This is a genomic window from Ruegeria sp. CH10 (assembly GCF_056537125.1).
On sequence record NZ_JBQFQY010000001.1, the window covers coordinates 1105229 to 1130810 of the forward strand.

Sequence of the window (25582 nt, forward strand, 5' to 3'; positions counted from 1 at the left end):
CAAGGGAAACGGCCCGCCCCACCTGCGCGGGACGGGCCAGTATCGTGAGTGGTGTTATCCCGCGATCATTTGGTTCCAGGTGTCGGAAATCCAGTTCGCGTGATCTTTGTAGATGTCATAGCGCGGCACAATCGGCGCCTTGGGGCTGCTGACGGCGGCCAGTTCTTCTTCGGTCAAATCGGTCAGGGCGGGATCGACGACCGGCGCGGTGCCTACGTTGCGCGACAACAGGGCCTGCGTTTCAGCCGCCGAGATGAAGTTGATGAATTCGTGAATCTCGTCGACCGGCTGGGCGTGTTCGGGCACGATCCAATAGCCCGAGTCCACAACCGCACCTTCTTTCGGGAAGGTGGACACAACCGGGAAGCCTTCGGCGGCAGCAAGGCCCGCCACATCGTGATAATACTGACCCATCGGAATCTCACCGTCCTGCAGCGCTTGCTGGAACGCGCCTTCGTCCTTGTACCAAAGCCGCACATTGGGGACGAGTTCGGACAGTTTGTCGAACACCTGCTGGATACCTTCCTTGGTGTCCAGAATATCCGTGCCACCAAAGAAAGTGGCCGCCGTCACCTCAAGCATGTGCGAGTTCGACGCCAGACCCAGCAGGCCGATTTGGTCCTTGTAGGTCTCATCCCACAGCGCGGCCCAGCTGTCCGGGGCCTGCGGGATTTCGTCCGAATTGGTGCACAGTGTGATGTACCACGACACCGCGCCAACGCCGTACAGGGTACCATCGTCATACCGGTCCTTGAACCGATCAGGCATGTTCGACAGGTTCGGAATTTTGGAATCGTCCAGCGTTTTGAACACTTTCTGATCTGCCCCGTGGCTGCGTGGGATGCCTGCCATCAGAGACACATCCGCCGGGGCGGTTTTGGCGCGAGCAGCGTTCTTGATCTGCACCAGCCACGTCTCACCGGTAGGTACGGCAACCGAGTTCACCTCGATCCCAGTGGCACTGGTGAATTCAGGATAGATGAACTGCTTGAAGCTGTCTTCAAAGAAGCCGCCATAAGTTCCAACCTTCAGCGGTTGCGCCGCCTGAACGATGGCCGGCGCAGCCAGCGCGACAGCGCCGGTTGCGGCAGCGGTTCCCAGAAATCGGCGGCGTGAAAAGGTTTTTGGCATTGTGATCTCCTGTTGGTTTTGTTCAGTTGGCCCGGTTTTTGGGCAGGACGCACAGCATTTCATAGGCCAGGTTCGCCCCGATCAGCGCAGTACATCCGCTGACATCATATTGCGGTGAAACTTCGACCAGATCAGTTCCGACAAGGTTCAGCCCGGCACAGCCGCGCACGATCTCAAGCGCCTGTATATTGGTCAGCCCACCCATTTCGACAGTCCCGGTTCCGGGCGCATAGGCCGGGTCCAGACTGTCGATGTCAAAGGTCAGATAGGTTGGCGTGTCGCCGATTTTGGCACGGATATCCTGCATCAAAGGGGTCATGGATTTATGCCAGCACTCCTCGGCCGGAATGACAGTAAAGCCCTGTTTGCGACCCCAGTCAAAATCGTCGGGCGCATAGCCAGTGCCACGCAACCCGATCTGAAAGACCTTGTCGTTCTGCAGCAAGCCATCTTCTACCGCGCGGCGGAATGGGGTGCCGTGGGCAATCTTTTCGCCGAACATCTCATCGTTCGTATCGGCATGAGCATCCACATGGATCAACGCCACCGGCCCGTGCTTGCGCGCAATGGCCCGCAACACCGGATAGCTCAGCGTGTGATCACCGCCCAACGTGATTGGAACGACATCGTGGCTGAGGATCTCATCATAGGCACCGGTGATGATGTCCATGGTTTTCTTCAGATCAAACGTGTTGATCGCCACGTCGCCAATATCGGCCACCTGCATATTGGCAAAGGGCGCAGCCCCCGTGGCCATGTTGAACGGCCGCAGCATACAGCTTTCGGCGCGGATCGCGCGCGGACCATGCCGCGTTCCGGTCCGGTTTGAGGTCCCGATATCCATCGGTATCCCCACAAAACAAGCGTCCAGCCCCTGTGCCGTGTCCTGCGCCGGCAGCCGCATCATCGTGGTCCCGCCCCCGAAACGCGGCATTTCGTTCCCGCCCAGAGGTTGATTGAAATGCGGCCTTGCGGTGTCTGGCATTGTGGGTCCTGTCACGCTGAACATTCGATTACCCTCGCACCCTAGCCAGACGTGAGCGGGCAAAAAATACCGTTACGCAAACTCTTACATTGTCATTTGGCAATGTAATCCCCCTCATAAATCTCTTCGAGAAGTGAAACAAACAGCTCGTTGACTTTGGGCAGGCTTCCCGATCTCGTGACGATCTGCATGGAGCAGGTATAGTCTTCGTTGGCGTTGGGCAGGCGCCGAACACGACCCTGCTGTTCGAGCGGGATGGCCAGATGCAGGGGCAAAAGGCCGATATAGGCGCCGCTCAGAACCAGGATCAGCTGTGCCTCAATCTCTTGCACGAACAGGTCCCGCTCGGACGGATTCAGGGTTTTTCGCCTTTGCTGATTCCAATATCCGCGATGCACCCAAGCCTGACGCGCGATCACATCCTCGGTGATCGTCTCTGCAGCGGCGGAAAACAGCGGATGCGCGTCCGCACAATAGAGCGCGTGGTTTTCCTCGTATAAATCCGTCAGGATTAACCCGTTGCTGACATTGTCAAAACTGCCAAATCCGATGTGATAACTTCCATCCAGAATACCATGTAAAATCTCTTGCGGCTCCGAAATTGTAAGGTCGATCCGAACGGCTGGCGCGGCCTCGGTGAACCGTTTGATCGCCTGCGGCAGCTTGAAATTCGCGTCACTTGTGGTGGCATCTACCACCGCCAGCTTCAAACGGCCCACCAGATTGCCTTTCAACGCGGCCAAATGGGTCGAATGTTCATCCAGAGACCCAAGCAGAGCCAGGCCGATCTGATGCACCATCTGCCCCTTCTCGGTCAGCAGAAACCCACGCCGTCCCCTTTGACATAGGCGCACGCCCAAACGCTCCTCCAACGCGGTAATGTGGTTCGAGATCGTGGGCTGGCTCAGGCCAAGTTCCACCTGCGCGGCCGAAAAGCCCCGATTACGCACAACACTGTCGAACACTGTCAATAAATGGATGTCTGAGCCGGTGATTTTCATCCTTGCATTGAGCCCGAGAAATGTATCCGTTTGCAACGCGCTATTTGTAAATATTGCCTTTCTGAATACGGTCGCGCGAAGAAAAGCTGAAAATTTGATCCAACAGCGCCAAAGTAAGGGGCCGGATATGAAAATCACCGCATTTCAGATGCAGGCGGGCGGCACCCCCGATGACCGGTTGTCTCAGTTGGAACAGGCCATGCGCGATGCCAAAGCGGACGGCACAGATTTGCTGGTCGCACCCGAACTGGCCATTTCCGGATATGGTCGCGGCGCCGCGTTGCGGACCCTGGCGCAACCAAAAGACGGCCTCTGGGTGCAAAAGCTGCAGCAGCTGGTGCGTGATCTCGGCATCAGCCTTGTCACCGGGTTCCCCGAAGCCGACGGCGACCAGCGGTACATCAGTGCCGTCATCATCAACAGCGCAGATCCAGATAGACCGCTGATCTATCGAAAGAACTGCCTTTACGGCGATTACGAGAAAGGGATTTTCCACACGCCCCGGCGGTCAACTATCCTGGCCGACATGCACGGCCTGAAACTGGGTTTTCTGATCTGCTATGACGTCGAGTTTCCGGAAAACACCCGCAGGCTGGCACAGGCTGGCGCGCAAGTGATTATCGTGCCGACCGCCATGGCCGAAGGACCTGCTGGCGCGTTCATTACCCAACATGTTGTTCCAGTGCGCGCCTTTGAAAATCAGGTTTTCATTGTCTACGCCAATCATGCGGGCATCGATGAAAGCTATAGCTATCAGGGCATGTCCTCGATCGTGGCCCCAGACGGGCAAAGTTTGGCCTTTGCACCGCAAGATTCAGCCGCTCTTATCTCAGCCCGGATCGATCCTGAGGAATATGCAAAATCCCGTGCGGACAACCCTTACCTGTCCGATACGCTGTCGCTTGAGCTGGCGCGCCCGTGACGCTGCGCATGACCGTTCAGAGACCACCAAAAGGATCGACCCTGCGCCAAACCTAAAATTTTCTGGGGAATGGTGCTGCTGGAGAGAATTGAACTCGGCTTTGTTGATCTTATAGTGTTGTTTTTATTGCATAAAAATTCCAGCAGATCAACCTTTGTGTAGGAGTATTGTCGGGGAACTATATGCCGCCACGGCATTAAGAGATCAGCAGGACCAATGCGACCAGCGCAAGAGTGAAAAACGAACTGGCTGCCAAGGGGACGTAAGGGTTCCGGTCGATCAATTTAGAGTTTTCCGCCGTTAGCTTTGCGGTCTGCGCATTCAATTCGGCAATGGTCTCGTAGAACTGCTTGGTATCCATTTTGAGTGCCCCCTAAGGTTCGCCCCTCAGATTATACTCAGGCTGCCAGTGGTGTCACTATTGGCTGCTTGTGGGGACGCTCTTGCTGTCAAGGCTCAGTGGGGCCAGACCATCGGCACCACCTCGTTGGAGGCAGCGGGGTAAAGTGGTCAGCTTATGTCTTCGTTTGAGAGCCACCTTTGGGGCGCGTTATCGGGCCGCGCTTTCGACTTCGCCAATGCCTCTTTGTAAGCTCGTTCATCGGCGCGGCGTTCGGCTCGTTTCCTCATAGCCTCGGCAGCAACGTCAGATGCGTCAGCAATCCGGTCGTCCCCAAAGGAAACCCCAGATAGTTGGTTGCACTTCGGGTTGGTGTGTTCACCCATGTTCTTAGCCATCCACTTGGCTGAATGTGATGATGCGCTGCTTGACCGCAACGTCCCAAGACACCGGAACGCCATCGACCAGAACTTGCAGGCCCCCACCCGGTTTCTCGACGTAGTCCCACCCAGCTTGGGTTAGCATGTCCTTGGCGCGGTCAGTCTCGTAGCGGTCCATCTGAGGCAAATAAGCTTCGCCAATACCGCGCAGACCATCTGATTTGTGATGGACGAAAAAGTTGCGGGCGGCTTCGACCACGTTGGACCTGAGTTGAGGGTTGTCGGCTACGAACGCAGTCAAGGCATCTTCATTGTCCAAGCCAGCCTCTGCCAAAATGTCCATCCCGCTGTCGTATGCGCCTTGCCAGACGCCGCCGACTTTCTCCCGCATCTCATCAGGTTCAACGCCCGCCATGCTGGCCATGCGTCCGATGGTGCCTTCGTCCATGTCGCCATTGTGAAGGATGCTGTCCACCATCTTAAAGAGATCGCCGGGGTTCTGCCCTTTCAGAAACTCTTGCATGGTCGCGTCGGCGTCTTCCCCGAACGACACGCCCGAAGGCTCTGCTTTGGGGGCCTCTGGGTGTTCAGCCGATTTGTTTGCGGCCTTTGCGGCAGCAGTTGGGTCTTTCACAGTGATCGGTGCGTTGGCGTCAGAGAATGTGCCATCGCCATTGCGAACCAAGAGACCCATGCCTACGGCAACGTCGATGCTTGTGCGGGTTCCTCCAATGTCCACGGTATCTTTGCCAGACGGGTTGCGCCCGAAGATGCCGCCGCCGCTATGGCTTTCTACGGTTGCGATAATGCTGCCCTGAGCGGGTGCTTCTTGGCCCATCGTGTAGGAAGCGGAGCGGTTGCTCATGACCGGCCCTGTGCCGGTAATCTCCAAGCCGCCGTTACCCACAACCGTGTCGGGTGTGTTGGCGATAGAGGCGTTCGCAGTGTTCGATCCAGAGGCTTCGGTCTCGCCAGTTGCGGTTGTCCAGTTTGTCATGTTGTATTCCTTAGGAAAGTTGAGGGGGTGGGCACCCTTGGTCGGTGTCGTGGGTGCCCTTGATAAAGGAGACGCCCCCAGCATGAGGGGACGCCTGTTAGATTGTGGTCTAGTATGTGGGCTACTGAGAGTATTCCGGTAGGCCGCCGCTGATCGCCGCGAGGACGTTCCGAACCCCGAACATGTTCTGCAACAGGCTGATTTTTGTCAGCGCATTGAAGTCCTTTTCGGAGAACTTGTAGTTCGGATTAAGGGCACCCTGAACGGCACCGCCAACGCCGCGACTTGCGCCGTCGAGAAGGTCACCTGTGGGGTTGCTGATGAGCAAATCCATGGGGTTGACACCGCCGCTCTTGAGACCAGAGGACCGGAAGTCGAAGACAGGGTCGAGACCAACTGTCGTGGCGAGCATATCACCAGCCAGCGGAACAACCGATGAGAACCCCGAACGCTGGAACGCAGCCTTGCCGAGGCTCTGAGGTGACAAGCGGTCTTCAAGGTATTGCCTGCGATCATCCCGGCCCAGCGAGTTGACATAGGTCTGTCCCGCGTAGAACAGGCCCCCGAAGAACATGGTCGTCAGGAACGCCGAAGCGGTTTCCCAATCCCGATGATGCAATCCAGAAAGGGTCTGCTTCACATACGCGGCCAGCATGAATGAGCGGAACTGAGCGATTGTTTTCCCACCTTCGTAGCTCATGAAGTCAGGCATGTTGCCTATGTCGTTCTCTTGGATCGACTTCTTCGCCCAGCGGTCAACACCGTTGATGAAGGCGTTCTTGGCGTCCACATCATCCCACTTGTGGATGTTGATGCGGTTCACCTTCTTGCCCAGCATGCCGGTGCTTTGATCGACGTGCTTGCGAAGCTGCTCCTGAATGCGCGGGTGCAATTCCTCAGAGATGCCCATGACCCGAAGGCGCTTGGGGTTGATACCTCTGCGGCCCGTTGCGTCGTCCATGAACCGCTGAACCAGAACGCGGGCGTTCAGGCGTTGCAGGACCATGTTGACGTGGCCCATACCTGAGCCGACAACGGTCACCTTCTTGGTGCGCTGTAGGAAGTGATCAGCACGTTGCATGTTTGAGGCATGCTCGACTGCTCCCATCTCATCGAACATCGGGGCCATGTTCATCCGTTCCAGATCGGTGCCGAAGCCCCAGACCGCCTCGACCTCGTTCAGGAAGTCGTCAGAGAACTTGCCCGTCTTGGCGTTGGCGAACACCTTCCGCAGCGAGGGGAGGTTCTGCATTAGGACGCGCATACCGCCATTGCCGACGATGTTGCCCAATTCGGCCAACTGAGCGACACCCAACTGGCCCCCGATGCGGGAGAAGTTGTAGTCACGCAGGAAGCGTTGAGCCGTGCGGAAGCCTGACGGTCCCTCAATCGGGATGCCGTTGATCAGCTTGTGGGCGTTGTCCAGAACGCGCATCTCTTTGGCGACCTGTTTGGCCGACATGCCCTTCTCGCCAGCCTCTTTGGAGATGTAGGCTTTGACGGTTTCGAAGGACGGAGCGTGCGCCGGAAGGTTCCCCTCAGCGTCCCTTACGCGGAACTCTTTCAGGAAGTCCTCCATGTGCCCCGCTGCGGTGACCGAACGGACGTATTGCCCGAACAGTTGCTCAGCGTCGTTCTCAAGCATCTCTTCAATACTGACCTCACGCCTCACGCCCGACTTGTTGTAGAGCTTCTTGCTGTGGGCCTCGTCGATGTCGAGCCGCCATTTGGCAGAGGCGATGCGTCCCTGCTCCCCGCTGTCCACGCTAAAGCGGACCTTGTCGGAGATGCGAGTGACATCCTCAGGGGACATGCCTGCGTCATCCAGCATCATCTTAAGGGTCTCGATGTCCTGACCGGCAAGTGCCCGGTTCAGGTTGAACTCACCGTAGCGCCGCGAGCGGATGCTCTTGACGTAGCTGTCAGCGATCTTGAGGGCGTCCTCATATTCGATCTCGTCCACGGCCATGGCCCGTCCGGGGTTGCGGTTGCGCCACTTGCGGTTGGCCTTCTGGATGGACTCTGCGACCAGTTGGTTGATGTTGCCCTCGCCGAACTCCGAGACCAGATCGTCGATGCGGTCGATGCGGTGACGCCGAACCATGTAGTTGTGGTTGGCCTTCACTTCGTCGAAGCCACGGATGCCGTATTGCTTGCCGAACTCCAAGAGATCAGCGAACTCCTTCTTCATCTGTGACGCCACAGCGTTGACGTGCTTGTTGTTCACGGCGTCGATCTCACGGCGAACCGCCAGCGACACCTGCTTGTTGAACTCAGCGCGCTCCCCTGCCCCATGCTGCCAAAACATGCGCTTGCCTTGGTCCTTAAGCCATTCGCGGTAGGCGTTGTTGTAGGTGCGATAGAACCGGCCTGTCCGAACGCGCTCTTCACGGGCCACCTTCTCAGATACCGAGAAGCGGTTTACCGAGCCGTCAGCGTTGCCGACGCCGTCTTCGATCAGACCAGCACCGACACGACGCATAACGTCACTCTCGGAACTCTTGAGGACAGCCGAACGGTCGATGCGTGCGCTTGAGAATGCGGTCGTCGGGGCGGCTGCACTCTCTGCTGCCACGATCTCGGCAGTCGAAAGGTCTGGGTCTTGGGGCACCCGAGCAGCACCGATGGAGCCGTCAGCGGTCCCGCCAACGAACCCGCGAGCGATGTTGTCAACTTCTCCGTCAAGGAAGTCCTGTTGGAGTGCAGCGCCCATGTCCTTGTCCTCAGGGGTCTTGCCGCGCAGCCCGCCGATTGCACCGCCCAGCACGAAGCCAGCGGCAGCCGAAATAGCCACGTCATCCCAGCCCATCGTCTGGTCCTGAGTTGCGAGGTAGCCGTCGATCCCGGCGTTCACCGCACCAGCAGCAACACCGGCCCGCAGCGCCCGACCAACTCGGCCGATTTTTGCGCCGTAGATCAGCGGAGCGGCCAGACCCTCAGTCGCCACAGAGGTGAGAATTGCAGCCGGGTCCAGAATGGCAGCGCCAACGCGCAGACCAGTGCCGCCCCAGCCAAGGCCAGAGAGGTCGCGATCAACTTGTTGCTCATGCTGCATCTGAGCGGCCAGCGCCCGAAGGTGAGCCTCAGAGGTCGCCCCTTCCAATCCGCTATGGTAGACATCGTCGAGATCGGTGGTGACTTCCTTCCAGAGGTCTTCGGTAAGCCGGAAGCTGCTGTCAGGGGTGAACTCTTCGCGGCCCAACTGACGGGCAAGGTTCAGGCCAATCCATTCCTCATTCGCAGCCATCTTCGTGGCGTCCCACCATGACGGCGTTTCCTGCACTGTCTGCTGCGTCAGGCCAAATTCCTGGGCCTTGCTTCGGAACGTCGATACAGGGGTGTTTTCAACGGCGTCGATAGCGCGTTGCTCGAAGGTTTCCATAGGGACAAGGTCTTCAAGCGAAGCGTTGTAGGCTGAGGGCGCGGGGCGAGGCCCACCAGCCGTGGTTCCTTGGGTCCGCTGGAACTCGAAAGCGCCACCCGTGCGTGCTGCGTTCAGGGCTTCGAAGACGTTACCGGGGGTGACGGTAGCGCCGTTCAGGCCATCGCCAGCATAGTAGCTGCGGCCAGCCTTGCTGCCGGAAACCATCGGCAGTCCTGCCCATTCCTTCGATAGGTTGTTGGCGAACTGGTTGTCGGTGATCTTTCCTGCGACCCAATCGTTGTATCCACGGCGGGCCATGAGGTGCATGCCCATACGGTCTTGGAGTTCTTCGTTGAAGACCTCGTCGCCGGTCAGTCTAAGCTGAGAGACCAATCCGTTGAAGGTCTTGCTGATGATCTGGTAGCCGCCGATGGCTGAAGACTTGGAGCCAGCGTTGATGCTGCGCCGTTGATACTCTTGGACCTCGCGCACGGTCATCTGAGTGACAGGCTTCGGAGGTGCGATCACGGACTTGCTGTAGAAGTCCTCATAACCCTTGGTCGTTTCCGCGCCACGGATTAGGCCCAACACAGCGTTGGGGGAAGTCGTAGTTGTCATGTGGAAGGTGTCCTAAAATGGAATAGATGAGATGCCCCATAGGGGGCACCTTTAGTTTGCGAACGGGTCTCCAAGACCCATTTGTTCGAAGAGGTCGTCAGCTTCGTCCGACTGCATCAGATCGCGTTGTTCTTGCTTCTCTGCCTTGATGCCCTCGGAAGACAGTTCAGTCTCATCAAAAACGCTGCGCCGTGCGCGGTTCCCCGAATAGAGCCGCTGAGCGCCTATCAGGGAGGTCGGCAGGCCCGCCGCCTTACGCTCCTTCCGTGTCATCTGCTGCCACTTACGGAAACCTTCTCCGGCCTCACGGGCTGCTTCTTTCCTGCGGGCTTCCAACTCGGCCTCTGCGACGTTCTCCTCAATCTCGGCTTGGAGCGCCTCGAACGCTTGAGCGTCCAGTTCCTCGATATGCTGGCCATATGTCCGCTCGATCTCAGAGGTGTGGACGACGTTGTCAGCACCTGCGATCTGAACCGGCATTGCGACATTGCCCTTGTAGGCGATGACCCAATTGTTCGAGCCATTGTGTGAGGGTATCATCGTCAAGTCGTCAGCATCCACGTCGTGCATCTCGGCAAAGTCCTCTAGGACAACCATAGAGGCGTCCTCAAAGTTCTGCGGAAGGAACACGTTGCGGGTGTTAACGGATACTCCGTTGATCAGCGTGTGGCTTGCCTTATAGTCCTCAATCGCCTGCTGCACAGCCTGTGCCTTGGGAACGCCATGCGAGATGAAAAACTTCGCCAGCGCCTCGGTCTGTCCGAGCGCCGCCCCACCGTTGGCCATATCGTCACCGAACATACCGCCCTGAATGCTCTCGGCTAAAGCAAGAAACTCATCAAAGGAGAAGCTGTTGGCCGCTGCCACGCCAGCCGGGGTTGCCGGTTTGGATGCACGCAACAGGGCGTCCTTGGCCTCGTAGCCGCTCTGTTCCAACAGCAGTGCCGTAGACCAGACGTTCTCAGCGTCAGCGTTGTTGATGTGGCGTGCACGAAGCTGCGGGGTCTCTACCAGCGCCTTGTATGTGGCATAGGCTTTAAGGGCCGTGTCGGGAACTTTAGTGTCGCCCTTCTCATCAGTCGATGCGGCTTCCGTCAGGGTCAGGTAACCGTCAGACATCAGGTTCTCCCAAACGGGATACGTCACGTCCACGCCGTAGCTCGATAACTGTTGAGCCATAACGCCCGGTGCAGTCTCGCGCCGAGCAAGCTCGTTCATGCTGTCTACAACGGCGTCTTCAATCAGCGTCTCACGAGAGATCGTCTTGGTCTTACCACTGGCGTCGGTATAGGTGAAGTCCTGAATGGCGAACCCCTGCCCGCTCGTCACAGCTTGCAGTGCCGAAACCTTGATGGTGTCGACCTGTTGCTGGTTCTGGGCTGTCACGGTGGCCTTGATCTGGGCGTCAGAGTTGGCCTTAACGAGGCGCTCGTATTCCCCGAGGCTGATCTGCTGTTGGTCGCGCATCTCTGTTGCGAGGTCCAAGTCGAGGGTGCCCGTTCCGGCCTGTTGTTGAAGACCCACGATGGTTGCCGTGTTCTCTTCACGAGCCGTTGCGCCCGCATTTGCCCGCGCCTGTTCAAGCAGCTTGGTGCTTTCCTCGGCATACTTCTGACGGTTCATGTAGGAGCCGATAACGGTCCCGTCCGGCCCAACGATATCAGTGGTGAGAAGCTGGTTCAGTTCGTCCACCTTGCCTTCTGATGCGAGGCGCGAGGCGATGCCGAAGATGTTCTTGTCCATCTCTTGGAAGGTCAGGCCAAAGGCTTCCCGGTGTTCCCCTTTCAGGGCACCTAGAGCCGCGTTCAGATCGCCACCCTCAGCAACCGTTGTGGTCACCGTGTCGTAGGCGATGGTGCCGAAGTTGTCGGCCACGCGCTCACGGGTCCAGTCAGACTTCCACTCAGCGTGGTTGTCACGGAGTTGCCCGAGGACACCCTTCATGGTGTTCCGATAGCCTGACATGATGAACTCAGAACCACCGAACTTCTCAAGGTCTTGCCCAGCGAAGTCAGCGATGAATTGGTCCAGATCGCCGTTGTGCTTGTCGAAATCGTTGTTGTAGGCGTCCACCAACTCGCGCTTGCGGCGGGCGGCGTAAACGGTGCCGAACTGCTTCTCGAAGGCTGCCTGATACCACGGGCTTTCGGTGTCCCGCATCTCACCCGACTGCACCATCGCTTGGGCGTCGTCGTAGGTCATACCTTGGATTTCGTCATAGGCCCGGTTGGCCTCGCTCTCTTGGTAGTCCGCTTGGAACTCCTGAACGTAGCCTTGAAGGGTCGGAGCGATGGACAGCAGGGATTGCGCCAAGGCCCCCGCGCGGGATTGCCCTTGAGAGAAAACAGGGGCGTTGTCCCGCGTCGGGCGTGCAACGGTGCGCACCAACTCAGGCTGTCCGAGGTTGGTGTTTACTTGAGGGCGTCGTGCCATGTGGGGGTTCCTTTAGCTGCCTGTTGAGGCAAATGCGTTGGATTGGTCATTGCGAGTTCTGGTGACGCTGCCAGCGCCGCCGAAGTCTTCGTGATTGATGATCGTTTCGAGGCCGCAGGCCATCAGGGCCGCCAAGACCTCAGCCTTGGAGATTTCTTTTCCGGTGGCCTTGAGGTGCCGCTTTTGAAGCAACTCAAGCGTTGCCATCTGGTCGATGCGAATGCGGGCGTTCGTCCATGTCGGGCGGTCCTGCCAAGGGTATTTTGCGGGGGCCACACGTTGACGTTCCAACGCATCGGCAACCGAGTGTTCGGTGGCATTGATGAAAGCCATAGGGGGAACCAAATCGGTCAACCTCTTGCGTAGATGCCGTGTCCACCGGGTCCGGTTTCGTTCGCCTAATGAGGTCGCCTCTGAGCCGGTTGGACGGGTGTAGTTCTTTTTCATGCTTTTCCTTTCGGACACGCGGATAGACCCCACTGCCTTTGGAGAAAGCACTGTGGTGTGTCTGCTGTTGTGGGGATGTTGGAGGAAACCGCTTAGCGGGCTGCCACGATCCTGTCGCGTTCTATTGTTAATATCTCAGTTATCACTTCGAAGGTGTCTTCGTTGTCGATTACACCATTTTCGTCACCAGCAATCTTAGCCTGCACTTGCGCCCAAGTCCGAATACCAACCTTTCTACGACACCAGCATTTGCCGAGACCATGCCATGGGTTGGGGCAAAGACAGAATTCAACTTCGTCAGGTCGAAGGGGCGGCATGTTGACCATGGGCAGGTAAAGACCAATCGGCCTTAAAGGGTCCAACTCAGGGTGGTCTTCGGGCTGCTCTATAGTGACTGCATGAAAGACTGGACCGGGAGATGGCTTTTCGTGCTTCGCAGGAGACCTAGAGGCGTCTGGTAGACCCATTAGGACTTCATCCCGCATCCAGTCACGAAACCGAATAGACATAAACGGATTATGATTTTTGGTCTTCTTCTCGGCCAGAGACGTGATTGCCCTAGGGCTTATGAATGAGCCTCTGTTACGTCGCCCATCAGGGAACCTGAAAGGTGTGTCTTTGATTTTGATGATGTCAGGGTGATCAATTCGCTTGAGTGTTCGAGCCGTGTTCTTTGCGTCGGCTGCTTGCATGCCCATCAACTCGATTGCCGATGATGCGTGAAACCAGATGTTGCCCTCGGTCTTGATGACATCGACTTCTTTGTCGCCGTCTAAGTCATTGTAGATAAGCACCTTATGCTCGTGGTCTTCCGCAAATAACGCAGCACCATCGTCATCACGTTTCATGCGAAGTCCTTTCTATAACTATAAGGGTAATGAGGGGTATTTTTTGAGGGGTATCTTAACCTCAACTGAGGTCAGGTGGGTCTTCGTCTGCCAGAGCGTGATAGCCGTTTGAGTTTTGATCCAAACTGCGAAAAGTATAGATAGCGCCCCTTCGAACAGGAACGTCTCGACAAAAAATGGCCTCACCTCATAACGGCTCCATGACAAGCCTGAGGTGAGACCTAGAACACCACCCCTGTGACCGCTTGTCGCGGTTCCTATAGGGCTAGTATGTGGGTTGTGGGATTTGAGAGGACAAAATCACTCTACCAAGGAATGACCCAGAGATGCCTTCCCATCGTCGCTTAACCGCAACGGGACAGAAATTCCTCAAACCCGACCGTTGGGCCGCTCAGGGCCGCCTCTCTGGGTCAAGTATGTGGGTTGCGGTGCAATCAATCTAGCTGGCCGCTTCGAGCCTTTCCAAGACACGCTTGACCTGTGATGCCTGCCACTTGCCGCCGCGTGCTGTCGGGACACCAGAGGTATTAAGGGCATCCGCGATCTGTCTCAGCGAAGCCCCCTGTGACCTTAAGGGCTGAACCGTCTTGGCTACCTTGTCGGCCCGCGCCCTCGCATTGGCTTGGATGGCCTTGTTTCGCGCTTCTGTCTTTGGCCGGATGCCGCCCAGCTTTTTTCCTTTTGCCTTGGCCTCAGCCAAAGCAGCCTTCGTTCGGGCGGATATAAACTCACGCTCCTGTTCGGCCAGCGCGGCGTAGATGTGCAATTGAAAATTGTCCGCGTAGGGCATTGAGGCAACGCGCAGTTTAACCTTTGGGTCATCCATAATGGTGGCGATGAAGGAAACCTTACGGCTCAAACGGTCCAGTTTGGACGCCAGCAATTCTGCCCCGGTCTTTCGCACAAGTTTCAGCGCCTCGGTCAACTCAGGTCGGTCGCTGGTCTTACCGCTGAGTATGTCCGTAAACGTCCCTATAACCTCGTATGGTTCTTCCGAATAGTTTTCGAGGAATAGGCTTACGTCCCGATCTTGTGCGGCCAGTCCATGCCCAGACTTCCCTTGGTCCTCAGTGCTGACCCGCCGATAGATGACATACTGTTTCACGACAAAGCCCCTCGCTGATCGTCTCAGGAGGGGCCTATCATCGCCTTGTTGCAAATGTCAACGATGGTTGTGAATGTTACGACGCCTGTGTCATCTGGTCTGTGTCTGCATTCTTACGGTGGAATGTGAACATCGCGCATAGACGCCAGACATCGACAACGAGACAGTCAGGGTGTTCCCGCTGCATCTTGAAAGGTGTCTTGTGTGACCAAAGTTCAACAAGCAAGTCGAACGGGCCAACACGGAAGTCAATGATGATGAGCGGAGAGTGGAGTTTCTTCACGAGAGTATTCCTATGTTGAGTAGTGCTGCATAACTGAGATGCACGGTATAGATGAGTCACGCAGGAATAAGTGTCAACACATTGATTTATTTGCATTTATGGAGCTTTTCCACATGTGGATGTAGTTCTGATAACGGCACCCCGCAGGGGGGATTTCGCGGGCTTTTATATCTATCTCTGCCTGTCAGATTTTTGCGGTGAAACGAAACAGGCATCTAGAAGCAACTCCGGGTTGTTCTTCAAAAGGAAGTAGCAAAGCCGCTCGACGCCGCCCGACACACTCAACGCCATCTCTGCCGACAAGGCGGTATTCAGGTCGCGGACGTAGCTAGCAGGGACACCCAAAACCACCTGCCAGCCGCCGTGGGCGCAGTTCTCACGCCAAAAGGTGCGCGTTTGGGCACCCCGCACTTTGCCCTTAACGGTTGGCCCATGGGGCATGTCTACCCGTGCAATTCCCATATACCTGTAGCAATCCCGAACCGCGAAGAACGGTTCAGACGCATCCACGTCTTTGGCCCAGCGGACGTATTCCCTTGTCTTGGGGTCAACGACCGCGCCAAGTTCTCTTGTAAGTTCGTCTGACATTTTCGGCCTTTCAGCGCGTGAGTTCAGCTAATAGCTCGTCGAGCTTATCGGGGTTGTCTCCGTAGGCGATCATTAGCGCGTTGATCACGCCGCTGCGCACCTTGGGCTTCATGATGGGCGTCAGCTTATCCATGATGGTGCAAGCCTTGCGTCTCGTTTCTTTGCGGAGATCGTTCTTCTTGCGGCCCTTGGGTTGCGTCTCTGCGTCCTCGACCGGCCCTACCTCTTTCTCGATCTCATCGAGCTTGGCCTGAGCATTCTTGCGTTCACCCTCAGACGCGCTAGGGTCATCCCTAAGCGCCCGCAAACGCTCCACCTTACGGAGATCATCAAGGGTGGCCGCACGGCGTTGGGTCTGGGGTTCTGCCTTGGGTTTGTAGTTCAACACCTCGCGGATGCTGCTACACTTCTCAAATGTGCGGATGTCCGCACTTTTCGCCTTAGCCACCTGCATGTATTCCGCAGCGCCTCGGTAGGCAAAGGTGCAGTTTTTCTTGACCCAAGGCTTGAACTCCCCATGGGCCAACCTCTGTTTCACCTTAATCAGTTCTTCACCTATCTCCGCAGCGATTTCCTTGGCGGTGCGCCCTAGGCGCTGCACTTCGCGGTGCTTGGAGTTGACCGACACGGCAAGCCGAGCGGTCTCTGTAAGGGTTGGGCAAGGGTTTGTTGAGGGGGATGCGGGGCTGTCTGAACGGTCGAGCATTGTTATCCTTCGCTGTAGCGACGAGGCATATAACGCCTGCCGAATACAATTCAAGACACTGAAAATGAAAGACTTTTATCCACTTCACGCACTGGTGACGCAGCGGTGACGTGAAAAAATGTAAGCCTCTGAAAGAACAAAAAAGGCAGAGGACTAGGTGTCCCCTGCGCTCGTGAAAAAAATTTGTATTTTGCGGTGGTCCGACCTGCTCAGCTAGTCGAGTTTGACGCGGGGTATCTTACAGATTTCACGATATAGCGTTTCAATGGGATAGTCCCCGTAGTCGTCACCTGCGTTGCCCGATGCGTGGCCACATATGGCGTTCTGATACGCGACATCAATCCCCGCATTCCGTGCTTGGGTTTTGAACCTATGCCGCCAAGCGTGGTTTGGTTGTATCCTTGTGTCCGTGAAACCAGCTTTATTCCTGACCCAATCCCCAACCTTGTCGCGGGCGTTCTGGGTTAGCCTGAAAGCTTCTTCCGGGGTCTTGCCCCCATCATGGAAAAGATAGCCCGGACCGGCGCTCTTGATGAAATCCACGAGACCAATTTCCAAAAGGTGAGGATGCAAGGGGACCGTCCTGTAGTGGCCTGCTTTGACACTCCCAGCATCCGGCGTGATTAAGAGCCACTTCACATCCCCTGTGGTATTCAAATCTTGCTGTCGAAGCTGAGCTATCTCTCCTGCCCTTGCACCTGTGTATGCGCAAATCCAAGGTATCCACCGGCAGGCCAACTTGTTCTTTTTGGCCGCTGCCGTGCCTGCTTCAAGTGCTTCATTGGCGCATCGCAGGATTTGCTTTGTCTCGTCATCAGTGAAGCCTTTGGGGCGTCCAATTACCCGTTTGGAGACTTTGACAGACACACCTGCTGAGGGGTCATCCTCAATCAGAAACTTAGAGCGAGCCAACCGCAGAATGGCTTTGATGGCAGCTAGGTATTTGAGGCCAATGGTCCTAGCCTTGAGTCCTTTTTCATCTCGAAGGTAGTCGCACCAATCAGCAATGTCCTTGGTCTTGATCTTGGACACATCCTCATGCCCGAGATATGCAACAAGTGCGTTCTTCTTTTGGGCGAAGTCGCCAATCGTAGCAGGGGCTTTGCCGTTGCTGATGTGGTCTTTCTCCCACCGTTCAAACAGGCTTGTCAGCGTAGGTCCTCGCGTCGTCTTTTGAGGTTCTCCTTCGGGTTCCCATTTGGGGAAGCGATTGGCTTGCGGGTCCGGGGCGAAGTCGCCTTCCGCTCGTTTCATCTGTTGGTTGGCTGCCTGCGTCCATGCTTTGTGGACCTCATTCAGGAGCCGCGTGCGGGATGCGTCGTCTATTGCGATGCCTTCTTCTGCAAGCACCTCGTCGGCTGCCTCACCATACCATTTTTCGAAGCCGTTCTCAGCAGCTTCGGCTTGCTCGCTCAGCGACAATAGATGTTTCCAGATTTCCGGTTCACCCGGCTCAAGTTCGAGTGTCTCCATCAAACGGAAATAGATGCGACCAGACAGAGCCACGATATTCTTCAAAGGAAGTGGTTCCGGCCTCGCTCGAAGGGCTGCCCACTGTTTCTGCAACTTGGCATATTCGACTGCGAAACGCTCCTTTGCCTCGACTGGTTCTCGGGTGCGAAGCGATTTTGTCACCTCGGTTTTCCCGGTGAGTCGCGTCAAATCAGATGGAACGCGCACCCGAAGGTAGAAAATTCCGCTGTTTTTGTCCTTGGTCGGTGAGGGCATGTTCAGGGTCACTGTGTAGGACTCCTGTGTAGGAGTCGGGCGACGTAAGCCTTTGGTTTGGCGTAAGTTTTTGATCTGTATATGGAAGCCATGGTGCTGCTGGAGAGAATTGAACTCTCGACCTCTCCCTTACCAAGGGAGTGCTCTACCTCTGAGCTACAGCAGCGCTGTGGGCGGGTGATTAGACTCAAACGAAACGGGGCGCAAGGGTGTCTGGACGGTTTTTTTCGCCTCCTGTAGAGAAAGATTATGACAGATAAAAATTCACCAAAAAAACAAAGCAAATCCGGGGATGCGCGCGAAGCGCGGCTGAAGGCTGCGCTAAAGGCGAATATGGCGCGGCGCAAGGCGCAGGCCAAGGCGCGGGCGGTATCCGAGGACAAAGCTGATAAGGACGAGGAATAAGAGCAGATGGATTCGATTCTGGTAACAGGCAACGGGCCGCTAAACGGTCAGATACCGATCGCGGGGGCCAAGAACGCGTGTCTGACGCTGATGCCTGCGACATTGCTCAGCGAAGAACCGCTGACACTGACGAACGCGCCCCGGCTGAGTGACATCAAGACAATGACAGCCTTGCTGCAATCGCTGGGGGCCGAGGTCTCGGCGCTGCAGGACGGTCAGGTCATTGCCATGTCCAGTCATGATCTGACCAGCCAGCGGGCGGATTACGATATTGTGCGCAAGATGCGGGCCTCCAACCTGGTTCTGGGCCCCTTGCTGGCACGCTTTGGTCGGGCCGTTGTGTCCCTGCCCGGTGGCTGCGCGATCGGTGCGCGCCCGATGGACCTGCATGTCGAAGGGCTTGAGGCGCTTGGGGCCGAGATCGAACTGAAGGACGGCTACCTGCATGCCAAGGCGCCCGGCGGGCTGAAAGGCGCGGTGCATGAGATGCGTTTTGCTTCGGTCGGGGCGACCGAGAATATCGTCATGGCGGCGACGCTGGCCAAGGGCACCACGGTTCTGAAAAACGCTGCGCGCGAGCCTGAGATCGTCGATCTGGTCGAATGCCTGCGCAAGATGGGCGCACAGATTTCGGGCGAAGGCAGTTCGACCATCGAAATTCAGGGCGTGGATCGCCTGCACGGAGCGACCCATCAGGTTGTGACAGATCGGATTGAGCTGGGTACTTACATGCTGGCCCCTGCCATTTGCGGCGGCGAGGTTGAGCTGTTGGGCGGACGGATGCGGTTGGTCGACTCCTTTGCTGAAAAGCTGGACCTTGCCGGGGTCAGCGTGACGGAAACGGAAAAAGGGCTGAAGGTTGCACGCAAAAACGGCCGCGTGCGTGCTGTGGATGTGGTGACCGAGCCCTTCCCCGGTTTCCCGACCGATTTGCAGGCGCAGATGATGGCGCTGATGTGCACTGCCGAAGGTGTGTCCGTTCTTGAAGAACGCATTTTCGAGAATCGCTTTATGCACGCGCCCGAACTGGTGCGTATGGGCGCGAATGTCGAGGTGCATGGTGGCACCGCCACCGTAACAGGTGTTGAACGCCTGAAAGGCGCGCCAGTGATGGCGACGGATTTGCGGGCTTCGGTCTCGTTGATTCTGGCCGGGTTGGCGGCCGAAGGGGAAACCACGGTCAGCAGGGTCTATCATCTGGACCGCGGATATGAGCATGTGGTGCGCAAGCTGGAAGGCGTGGGTGCCAAAATCGAACGGATCAAGGGACAATGACAGACGCAAGTTTTCACGATGGGCGCGAGGCCCCGCTGAACCTTGGGGCCGAGGATGCGGATGACCTGCAGGTGATCTCGACCCTGACGCAGGATGCCGTTTTCCCGGTGACCGAGATGACATGGCATCCATCGCAGCGCCGCTTTGGCCTGCTGCTGAACCGCTTTCGCTGGGAAGACAAAGACGCCGCCAGCCGCCGCGACCGCCCGTTCGAGCGTGTGCAGTCAGTATTGGTCTTCGATTCAGTGCTGTCAGTGGCCAGTCAGGGGATCGACCGCAGCGACAAGGACATGATCCTGTCCTTGCTGTCCGTGGATTTCGAACCCGGCGAAGATGGCGCGGGTCAGGTGTTGCTGACTTTGGCCGGTGACGGGGCCATTCGCCTGCGGGTCGAAGCGGTGGACGCGGCGCTCAAGGATGTGACGCGCCCCTATCAGGCACCCTCCGGGCAGGCCCCGCATCACCCTGAATAGATGCAGAACAAGCGCGCCAATACTGCGCGTTTGCAACCTGCGACACATAGCGAGGGTTGAGACCACGCAACCCCGGCGATATGTCCGGGGGAAACGCCCCCGGAGAGCCAGACAATGCCCGTTTTCCTTGATACCACCTCATCCGAGTTTGAAACCGCTTTTCAAGACCTGCTCTCGGCCAAGCGCGAAGACAGCCCGGATGTGGATGCCGTCGTCGCCGAAATCATCGAGGATGTGCGCAGCCGGGGCGATGCCGCCGTGCTGAAGTTGACCGCGAAATTCGACAGGCTGGACCTGACGCCGGAAACTCTGGCCTTTTCCGCAGCCGAAGTGGCCGAGGCGGTCGCGCTGGTCTCGGACGCGGACCGCGCCGCGCTGGAACTGGCCGCAGACCGCATTCGGGCCTATCACGAAAAGCAGATGCCCGAAGATCAGCAATGGACTGACGCAGCCGGGGCAACCCTGGGCTGGCGTTGGTCGGCTGTGTCAGCGGCGGGGCTGTATGTTCCGGGCGGGCTGGCCTCTTATCCGTCGTCGGTTCTGATGAATGCGATCCCGGCGAAGGTGGCGGGCGTTGGCCGGCTGGCCATCGCGGTGCCGACACCGGACGGGCACGTGAACCCTCTGGTCCTGTTGGCTGCGCAATTGTCGGGTGTGGATACGATTTACCGGATGGGCGGCGCACAGGCGATTGCGGCGCTGGCCTATGGCACTGAAACCGTGAAACCCGTGGACAAGATCACCGGTCCGGGCAATGCCTTTGTCGCGGCAGCCAAACGCCGGGTCTTTGGCAAGGTCGGGATCGACATGATCGCGGGCCCGTCCGAGATTCTGGTCATCGCCGACAAGGACAACGATCCAGACTGGATCGCGCTGGACCTGCTGAGCCAGGCCGAACATGACGAAAGCGCACAGTCGATCCTGATCACCGACGATGCCGCCTTTGGGCGGGCCGTTGCCGAGGCTGTCGACAAACGGCTGAAAACCCTGCAACGCCGCGCCATTGCCGGGGCCAGCTGGCGAGACTTTGGCGCCGTGATCACCGTGCGCGATCTGGACGAGGCCGCCGCCCTGTCAAACCGCATTGCGCCCGAGCACCTTGAGCTTTGCGTCGCGGACCCCGTTGCGCTGAGCGAGAAGACAATCCACGCAGGCGCGATCTTTTTGGGCCAGTACACGCCCGAAGCCATCGGTGACTATGTGGGCGGGCCCAATCACGTGCTGCCCACCGCACGGTCGGCCCGGTTCTCTTCCGGTCTCAGCGTCATGGATTTCCTCAAACGCACAACCCTCAGCCAGATGACGCCCGAAGCCCTGCGCGCCATCGGTCCGGCAGCCGAGCAACTGGCAACATCAGAAAGTCTTGAGGCGCACGGGCTGTCCGTGACCGCGCGGCTGAAACGTCTCAACGGCTGATGTGACGCAAAGGCGCGTGCAATGTGGCGTTTCTGCGCGTTGCCGAATGCATGACCGTGTTATAGGTCTGGGCAGACCCGAAAAAGTGTGACCGTAAAGATGAGCCGCATTTCGCATATCGAACTGGATGACAGAAACCTGCCCCCGCCGACCCCCGAGATCGAGCAGGAGCGTAAGGTCGCCATCTTTGACCTGCTGGAAGACAACAGCTTTGCCCTGCCCCAACGGGATGAGCGTGCGGTGCCGGATGGCCCCTATCACCTGCAGCTGTCGATCCGGGACAAACGGCTGGTCTTTGACATCGCCACCGAGGCCGAAGAGAAAGCGGCCGAGTTCCACCTGTCTCTTGGCCCGTTCCGGCAAGTGGTCAAAGACTACTTCCAGATCTGCGAAAGCTATTTCGACGCGGTGAAATCCCTGCCGCCCAGTCAGATTGAAACCATCGACATGGCCCGGCGCGGCATTCACAACGAAGGCAGCCGCGTGTTGCAGGAACGCCTGGAAGGAAAAGCGGAGATTGACACAGACACCGCCCGCCGCCTGTTCACGCTGATCTGCGTGCTGCACTTCGGGGGGTGACGGGTGACGCCTCTGCCGCAGTCGGTTTTGTTTTGCTGCGACCACAACTCGGTCCGGTCCCCGATGGCCGAAGGCATCATGAAGAAATTCTATGGCACCGGCACCTATGTGCAATCTGCCGGTGTCCGCAACGATCTTGAGATCGACGGTTTTTGCATCGCGGTGTGTCATGAGATCAATGTCGAGCTGTCGCGCCACAGAACCCGGTCCTTTGATGAGATGCAGGAATGGGGCGATGACCTCAGCTCGTTCGACCTTGTGGTGGCTCTGTCGCCTGCCAGCCAGCGCCGTGCGCTGGAATTAACCCGGATTTTTCACCTGGATGTCGATTATTGGCCAATAATGGACCCTACCGGACTGGGCGAGAGCCGCGAAGAAAAGCTAAATCACTACCGACAAACCCGCGATCAGATCATCAAGCATCTCAAAGACCGCTGGGGCGAACCAACGGAGTGACCATGAACCAGACCGTCGAAACCTATTTCCAAGCCTTCAACGCAGGTGATGTTGACGGCATGCTGGCCTGCCTGTCCGACGACGTGGCCCATCACGTCAACGAAGGCCAGATTCGTGTCGGCAAAGAGAAATTCGCAGCCTTCTGCGACCACATGAACCGCTGCTACCGCGAAAACCTGACCGACATCGTGGTGTTCGACGCCCAGAGCGGCACCCGCGCGGCAGCCGAATTCATCGTGAACGGCACCTATCTGCAAACCGACGAAGGCTTGCCCGAGGCGCATGGCCAGACCTACCGCCTGCCTGCGGGATCATTCTTTGACCTGAAAGACGGCAAGATCACCCGCGTGACCACCTTCTACAACCTCGCCGACTGGACCAAACAGGTGTCCGGTGGCTGAGGTCACCGACGTCCGCCCCCTGACCGGAGCGGCGCTTGAGGCCGCTCTGGACGATGTGGCCCGCCTGCGGATTGAGGTGTTTCGCGCCTGGCCCTACCTTTACGACGGCGATCTGGCGTATGAGCGGAAATACCTGCAATCCTATCGCGACAGCGCGCGCGCCATTGTCGTCGGGGCATTCGAAGGCGACCGCCTGATCGGTGCCTCAACCGGCGCGCCCCTGACCGACCACGCCGACGATTTCGCCGCGGCGTTCGAAGGAACAGGTCTGGACCTGTCCGAGATTTTCTACTGCGCCGAATCCGTTCTGCTGCCGGACTATCGCGGACAAGGCGTGGGCCATAAGTTCTTTGACCTGCGCGAGGGCCATGCCCGCGCGCTGGGTTTCAAAAAATGCGCCTTCTGCGGCGTCCAGCGCCCGGCTGATCATCCGATGCGGCCCGAAAACTACCGACCTCTGGATTCCTTCTGGCATGCGCGGGGCTACGCGCCTTTGTCCGGTGTGGTCGCGCAGTTTTCGTGGAAGGATGTAGGGGAACAGGCTGAGACCCCAAAGCCGCTGCAGTTTTGGATCAGGGACTTGTGAGTTGTCCTTGCTTGCAAGGCGACACTAAGTCGATTTGCAATCTTCAGATCAGCTCGCCTACCCCCCACAAGTCATTTGTTCCCTCGTCGGCAAAAAAGCCTTCGAAATAGTCTGCAGGGTTTGCAAGAAGCCTACTGGTATCTGTCTGACAAACCAGAAAATAGTGATAGTCAGTATAAATCGAAACGTAAAAAGATTTGTCGATAGCCTGAATTTCAGGCGGTGCGCCGCCCTCTGGTTTTAAGATATCTACGGAAGCTATGTGGCGCGGAGACGTCCCAAAGTGATCGGCGGCAATCACTTCGAATTGCCCTAGAGCATTTAGAAACCGGGCAAGAGAGATTTCAGACAAGGGCGATAAGTACCCTTCATCTGGCAAAAAAATGTTCTGCGCTTGGCATATTTTCAGCATTTTTGTTGTATCACTTGGGCAGGCTAGGGCACTGGAAAGCCGTTTTGAGCCAGTCAAGCCTAAGGCTCGATTGACATAGGATATGGATGGAAATCCGCAGAGTTCCGCAATTTCGCGCCACAATATGCCAACGTCAGAACCTCGCTGCTTCGCGATCAAGTCGACATCCTCGGGAATCCATTCGCCTTGCGGGTTCAATGGAATATCAGGAATTCTAAGGAAGGGATTTGTAGCGACAAATACAGATGAAAAGCTATCTTTGTAATAGGTTAGATATGGGTCTTCATCGTTTTCTGGGTAAGAAAATACTATTTTAGTCAATATCGCTGTGTCTTTCATGCTTTCATTAGCGGGTACGATAGCAGGAGCTAACTTGGAACAGGATGTCAACGAGCTTCGGGCTTTGGGGGACTAAACAAATTTTTTCGACGTCGAAGTATATCGACTGTACATCTCACCCAGTTGATCTCTAATCTCTCGCTGCAATTCCCTTGATAGGACCCCATCCCATGAAAGTCGCAACTGCTGCCTACGCCCTCGACTGGCTCGACAGTTGGGCCCAGTATGAGGACAAGCTGGATCGCTGGGTCAGGGATGCGGCCAAACAGGGCGCGGAATTGCTGGTCTTCCCCGAATATGGCGCGATGGAGTTGTCGACGCTGGACGGACCCGAGATCGCCGGTGATCTGGAAAGGTCAATCCGCGCGGTCTCTGACAGGATGGAAGACGCGCAGGCCCTGCATCGGCGTTTAGCGCGTGAATACAATACCTACATTCTGGGCGCGTCCGCTCCGGTTACGGACGGGCCGGGCCGTCCGGTGAACCGGGCCGAATTGTACGCGCCCGAGGGCGAGCAGGATCATCAGGACAAGCAGATCATGACCCGGTTCGAGCGTGAGGATTGGGACATCGCCGCCGGTGGCCCGTTGAAACTGTTCGACACCAGGCTGGGCAAGATCGGCGTTCTGATCTGTTACGATAGCGAATTCCCCCTGCTGGGCCGCGCCCTGAGCAAGGCGGATTTGATCCTCGTCCCCTCGTGCACCGAGGCGTTGGCGGGCTATTGGCGCGTTCGCATTGGTGCCATGTCACGGGCGCTGGAAAATCAATGCGTTACGGTGATGGCATCGTTGGTCGGGAACAATGACTGGTCCGAAGCCGTGGATATGAACACCGGCACTGGCGGCATCTTTGGCCCGCCAGACAAAGGCTTCCCCCCCACCGGGGTACTGGCCGAAGGTACTCTGAACCAGCCCGGCTGGACCTATGCGGACATTGACCTGTCCGCCATTGCCGAGGTTCGCGCCAATGGCCATGTCCTGAACCGAACCCATTGGGAGGAACAATCCCCCCGAGTCGAATCGGTCACAATCTCGGCCGTTTAGCGATTCCGGCCTTGAAATAAGCCCGAAATAGGCTCATTTAAGCGCACATCCTCGCAGATTCTGCGAGTGCAACGTAAATGTGGAGACAACATGGCCAAGGAAGATACGCTCGAATTTCCCGGTGTCGTGAAGGAACTCCTGCCTAATGCGACGTTTCGGGTCGAGCTGGAAAACGGCCATGAGATCATCGCGCATACGGCAGGCAAGATGCGCAAGAACCGCATCCGTGTTCTGGCCGGCGACAAAGTTCAGGTCGAGATGACCCCCTATGATCTGACCAAGGGTCGGATCAACTACCGCTTCAAGTAACGCCTGCCG

The 25582-nt window shown here is 57.3% G+C and carries 25 protein-coding genes and 1 tRNA gene; 11 read left to right on the forward strand and 15 right to left on the reverse strand.

From position 1 onward, the window contains the following. Positions 1–54: 54 nt before the first annotated feature. The 3 genes from ACRZ94_RS05475 to ACRZ94_RS05485 all read right to left on the reverse strand — a co-directional run bounded on the left by ACRZ94_RS05475 (position 55) and on the right by ACRZ94_RS05485 (position 3117). A complete protein-coding gene (locus ACRZ94_RS05475; protein ID WP_480649949.1) occupies positions 55–1131 on the reverse strand; it encodes an ABC transporter substrate-binding protein in 1077 nt (358 codons plus the stop codon). A gap of 22 nt (positions 1132–1153) precedes the next feature. Next, positions 1154–2116, reverse strand: coding sequence for an agmatinase (gene speB / locus ACRZ94_RS05480; RefSeq protein ID WP_480796841.1), 963 nt, complete (start codon positions 2114–2116; stop codon positions 1154–1156). A gap of 92 nt (positions 2117–2208) precedes the next feature. Further along, positions 2209–3117 (reverse strand): LysR family transcriptional regulator, encoded by a 909-nt coding sequence (locus tag ACRZ94_RS05485; RefSeq protein ID WP_480796842.1) that lies wholly within the window; start codon positions 3115–3117, stop codon positions 2209–2211. 127 nt (positions 3118–3244) lie between these two features. Between ACRZ94_RS05485 and ACRZ94_RS05490 the strand changes: the two genes are divergently transcribed. Then, the gene (locus tag ACRZ94_RS05490; RefSeq protein WP_480796843.1) at positions 3245–4039 is read left to right on the forward strand and encodes a carbon-nitrogen hydrolase family protein; all 795 of its coding nucleotides are present in this window, start codon (positions 3245–3247) and stop codon (positions 4037–4039) included. Positions 4040–4235: 196 nt separating this feature from the next. Here ACRZ94_RS05490 and ACRZ94_RS05495 read toward each other — a convergent pair whose 3' ends face one another. The 11 genes from ACRZ94_RS05495 to ACRZ94_RS05545 form a co-directional block, all read right to left on the reverse strand. Next, positions 4236–4400 carry a hypothetical protein gene (locus ACRZ94_RS05495; RefSeq protein ID WP_480796844.1) on the reverse strand — a complete coding sequence of 55 codons (165 nt, stop codon included), beginning with the start codon at positions 4398–4400 and terminating at the stop codon, positions 4236–4238. Positions 4401–4769: 369 nt separating this feature from the next. Beyond that, positions 4770–5756, reverse strand: coding sequence for a hypothetical protein (locus tag ACRZ94_RS05500; RefSeq protein WP_480796845.1), 987 nt, complete (start codon positions 5754–5756; stop codon positions 4770–4772). Positions 5757–5877: 121 nt separating this feature from the next. Then, positions 5878–9738: a hypothetical protein gene (locus ACRZ94_RS05505; protein ID WP_480796846.1), complete on the reverse strand. Its 3861-nt coding sequence runs from the start codon at positions 9736–9738 to the stop codon at positions 5878–5880. A gap of 51 nt (positions 9739–9789) precedes the next feature. After that, a complete protein-coding gene (locus ACRZ94_RS05510; RefSeq protein ID WP_480796847.1) occupies positions 9790–12171 on the reverse strand; it encodes a hypothetical protein in 2382 nt (793 codons plus the stop codon). 12 nt (positions 12172–12183) lie between these two features. Then, positions 12184–12504 carry a hypothetical protein gene (locus tag ACRZ94_RS05515; RefSeq protein ID WP_480796848.1) on the reverse strand — a complete coding sequence of 107 codons (321 nt, stop codon included), beginning with the start codon at positions 12502–12504 and terminating at the stop codon, positions 12184–12186. Positions 12505–12710: 206 nt separating this feature from the next. Continuing rightward, entirely contained in the window at positions 12711–13466 is a 756-nt protein-coding gene (locus tag ACRZ94_RS05520) for a BRO-N domain-containing protein (protein WP_480796849.1), read from the reverse strand. 439 nt (positions 13467–13905) lie between these two features. Further along, positions 13906–14571, reverse strand: coding sequence for a recombinase family protein (locus ACRZ94_RS05525; RefSeq protein WP_480796850.1), 666 nt, complete (start codon positions 14569–14571; stop codon positions 13906–13908). Between the two features lie 454 nt (positions 14572–15025). Then, positions 15026–15442 carry a hypothetical protein gene (locus tag ACRZ94_RS05530; protein WP_480796851.1) on the reverse strand — a complete coding sequence of 139 codons (417 nt, stop codon included), beginning with the start codon at positions 15440–15442 and terminating at the stop codon, positions 15026–15028. Between the two features lie 10 nt (positions 15443–15452). Beyond that, on the reverse strand, positions 15453–16148 hold the full coding sequence (locus ACRZ94_RS05535; RefSeq protein ID WP_480796852.1) for a DUF3102 domain-containing protein: 696 nt from the start codon (positions 16146–16148) through the stop codon (positions 15453–15455). 213 nt (positions 16149–16361) lie between these two features. Beyond that, entirely contained in the window at positions 16362–17888 is a 1527-nt protein-coding gene (locus ACRZ94_RS05540; protein WP_480796853.1) for a DUF6538 domain-containing protein, read from the reverse strand. A 79-nt stretch (positions 17889–17967) separates the two neighbouring features. Further along, a tRNA-Thr gene (locus tag ACRZ94_RS05545) sits at positions 17968–18042 on the reverse strand. An 83-nt stretch (positions 18043–18125) separates the two neighbouring features. Between ACRZ94_RS05545 and ACRZ94_RS05550 the strand changes: the two genes are divergently transcribed. The 8 genes from ACRZ94_RS05550 (at position 18126) to ACRZ94_RS05585 (ending at position 23467) form a co-directional block, all read left to right on the forward strand. Then, positions 18126–18281 (forward strand): hypothetical protein, encoded by a 156-nt coding sequence (locus ACRZ94_RS05550; protein ID WP_480649945.1) that lies wholly within the window; start codon positions 18126–18128, stop codon positions 18279–18281. Positions 18282–18287: 6 nt separating this feature from the next. Then, entirely contained in the window at positions 18288–19556 is a 1269-nt protein-coding gene (murA, locus tag ACRZ94_RS05555; protein WP_480649944.1) for a UDP-N-acetylglucosamine 1-carboxyvinyltransferase, read from the forward strand. Next, positions 19553–20029, forward strand: a complete 477-nt coding sequence (locus ACRZ94_RS05560) for a DUF2948 family protein (RefSeq protein WP_480796854.1) — start codon at positions 19553–19555, stop codon at positions 20027–20029. Before murA ends, ACRZ94_RS05560 begins: the two co-directional genes overlap by 4 nt. Before the next feature lie 114 nt (positions 20030–20143). Then, on the forward strand, positions 20144–21445 hold the full coding sequence (gene hisD, locus ACRZ94_RS05565; protein ID WP_480796855.1) for a histidinol dehydrogenase: 1302 nt from the start codon (positions 20144–20146) through the stop codon (positions 21443–21445). Positions 21446–21544: 99 nt separating this feature from the next. Beyond that, complete coding sequence (locus tag ACRZ94_RS05570) at positions 21545–22024, forward strand: UPF0262 family protein (RefSeq protein ID WP_480796856.1); 480 nt, start codon at positions 21545–21547, stop codon at positions 22022–22024. Positions 22025–22027: 3 nt separating this feature from the next. After that, positions 22028–22480, forward strand: coding sequence for an arsenate-mycothiol transferase ArsC (locus tag ACRZ94_RS05575; protein WP_480649940.1), 453 nt, complete (start codon positions 22028–22030; stop codon positions 22478–22480). A 2-nt stretch (positions 22481–22482) separates the two neighbouring features. Then, entirely contained in the window at positions 22483–22881 is a 399-nt protein-coding gene (locus ACRZ94_RS05580; protein ID WP_480796857.1) for a ketosteroid isomerase-related protein, read from the forward strand. Continuing rightward, positions 22874–23467: a GNAT family N-acetyltransferase gene (locus ACRZ94_RS05585; protein WP_480796858.1), complete on the forward strand. Its 594-nt coding sequence runs from the start codon at positions 22874–22876 to the stop codon at positions 23465–23467. Before ACRZ94_RS05580 ends, ACRZ94_RS05585 begins: the two co-directional genes overlap by 8 nt. A gap of 43 nt (positions 23468–23510) precedes the next feature. Here ACRZ94_RS05585 and ACRZ94_RS05590 read toward each other — a convergent pair whose 3' ends face one another. After that, on the reverse strand, positions 23511–24218 hold the full coding sequence (locus ACRZ94_RS05590; protein WP_480796859.1) for a hypothetical protein: 708 nt from the start codon (positions 24216–24218) through the stop codon (positions 23511–23513). A gap of 170 nt (positions 24219–24388) precedes the next feature. Here ACRZ94_RS05590 and ACRZ94_RS05595 point away from each other — a divergent pair, with 170 nt between their 5' ends. Both ACRZ94_RS05595 and infA read left to right on the forward strand, forming a co-directional pair. Next, the gene (locus tag ACRZ94_RS05595; RefSeq protein WP_480796860.1) at positions 24389–25264 is read left to right on the forward strand and encodes a carbon-nitrogen hydrolase family protein; all 876 of its coding nucleotides are present in this window, start codon (positions 24389–24391) and stop codon (positions 25262–25264) included. A gap of 90 nt (positions 25265–25354) precedes the next feature. Continuing rightward, complete coding sequence (gene infA, locus ACRZ94_RS05600) at positions 25355–25573, forward strand: translation initiation factor IF-1 (RefSeq protein WP_005978431.1); 219 nt, start codon at positions 25355–25357, stop codon at positions 25571–25573. Positions 25574–25582 lie beyond the last annotated feature (9 nt).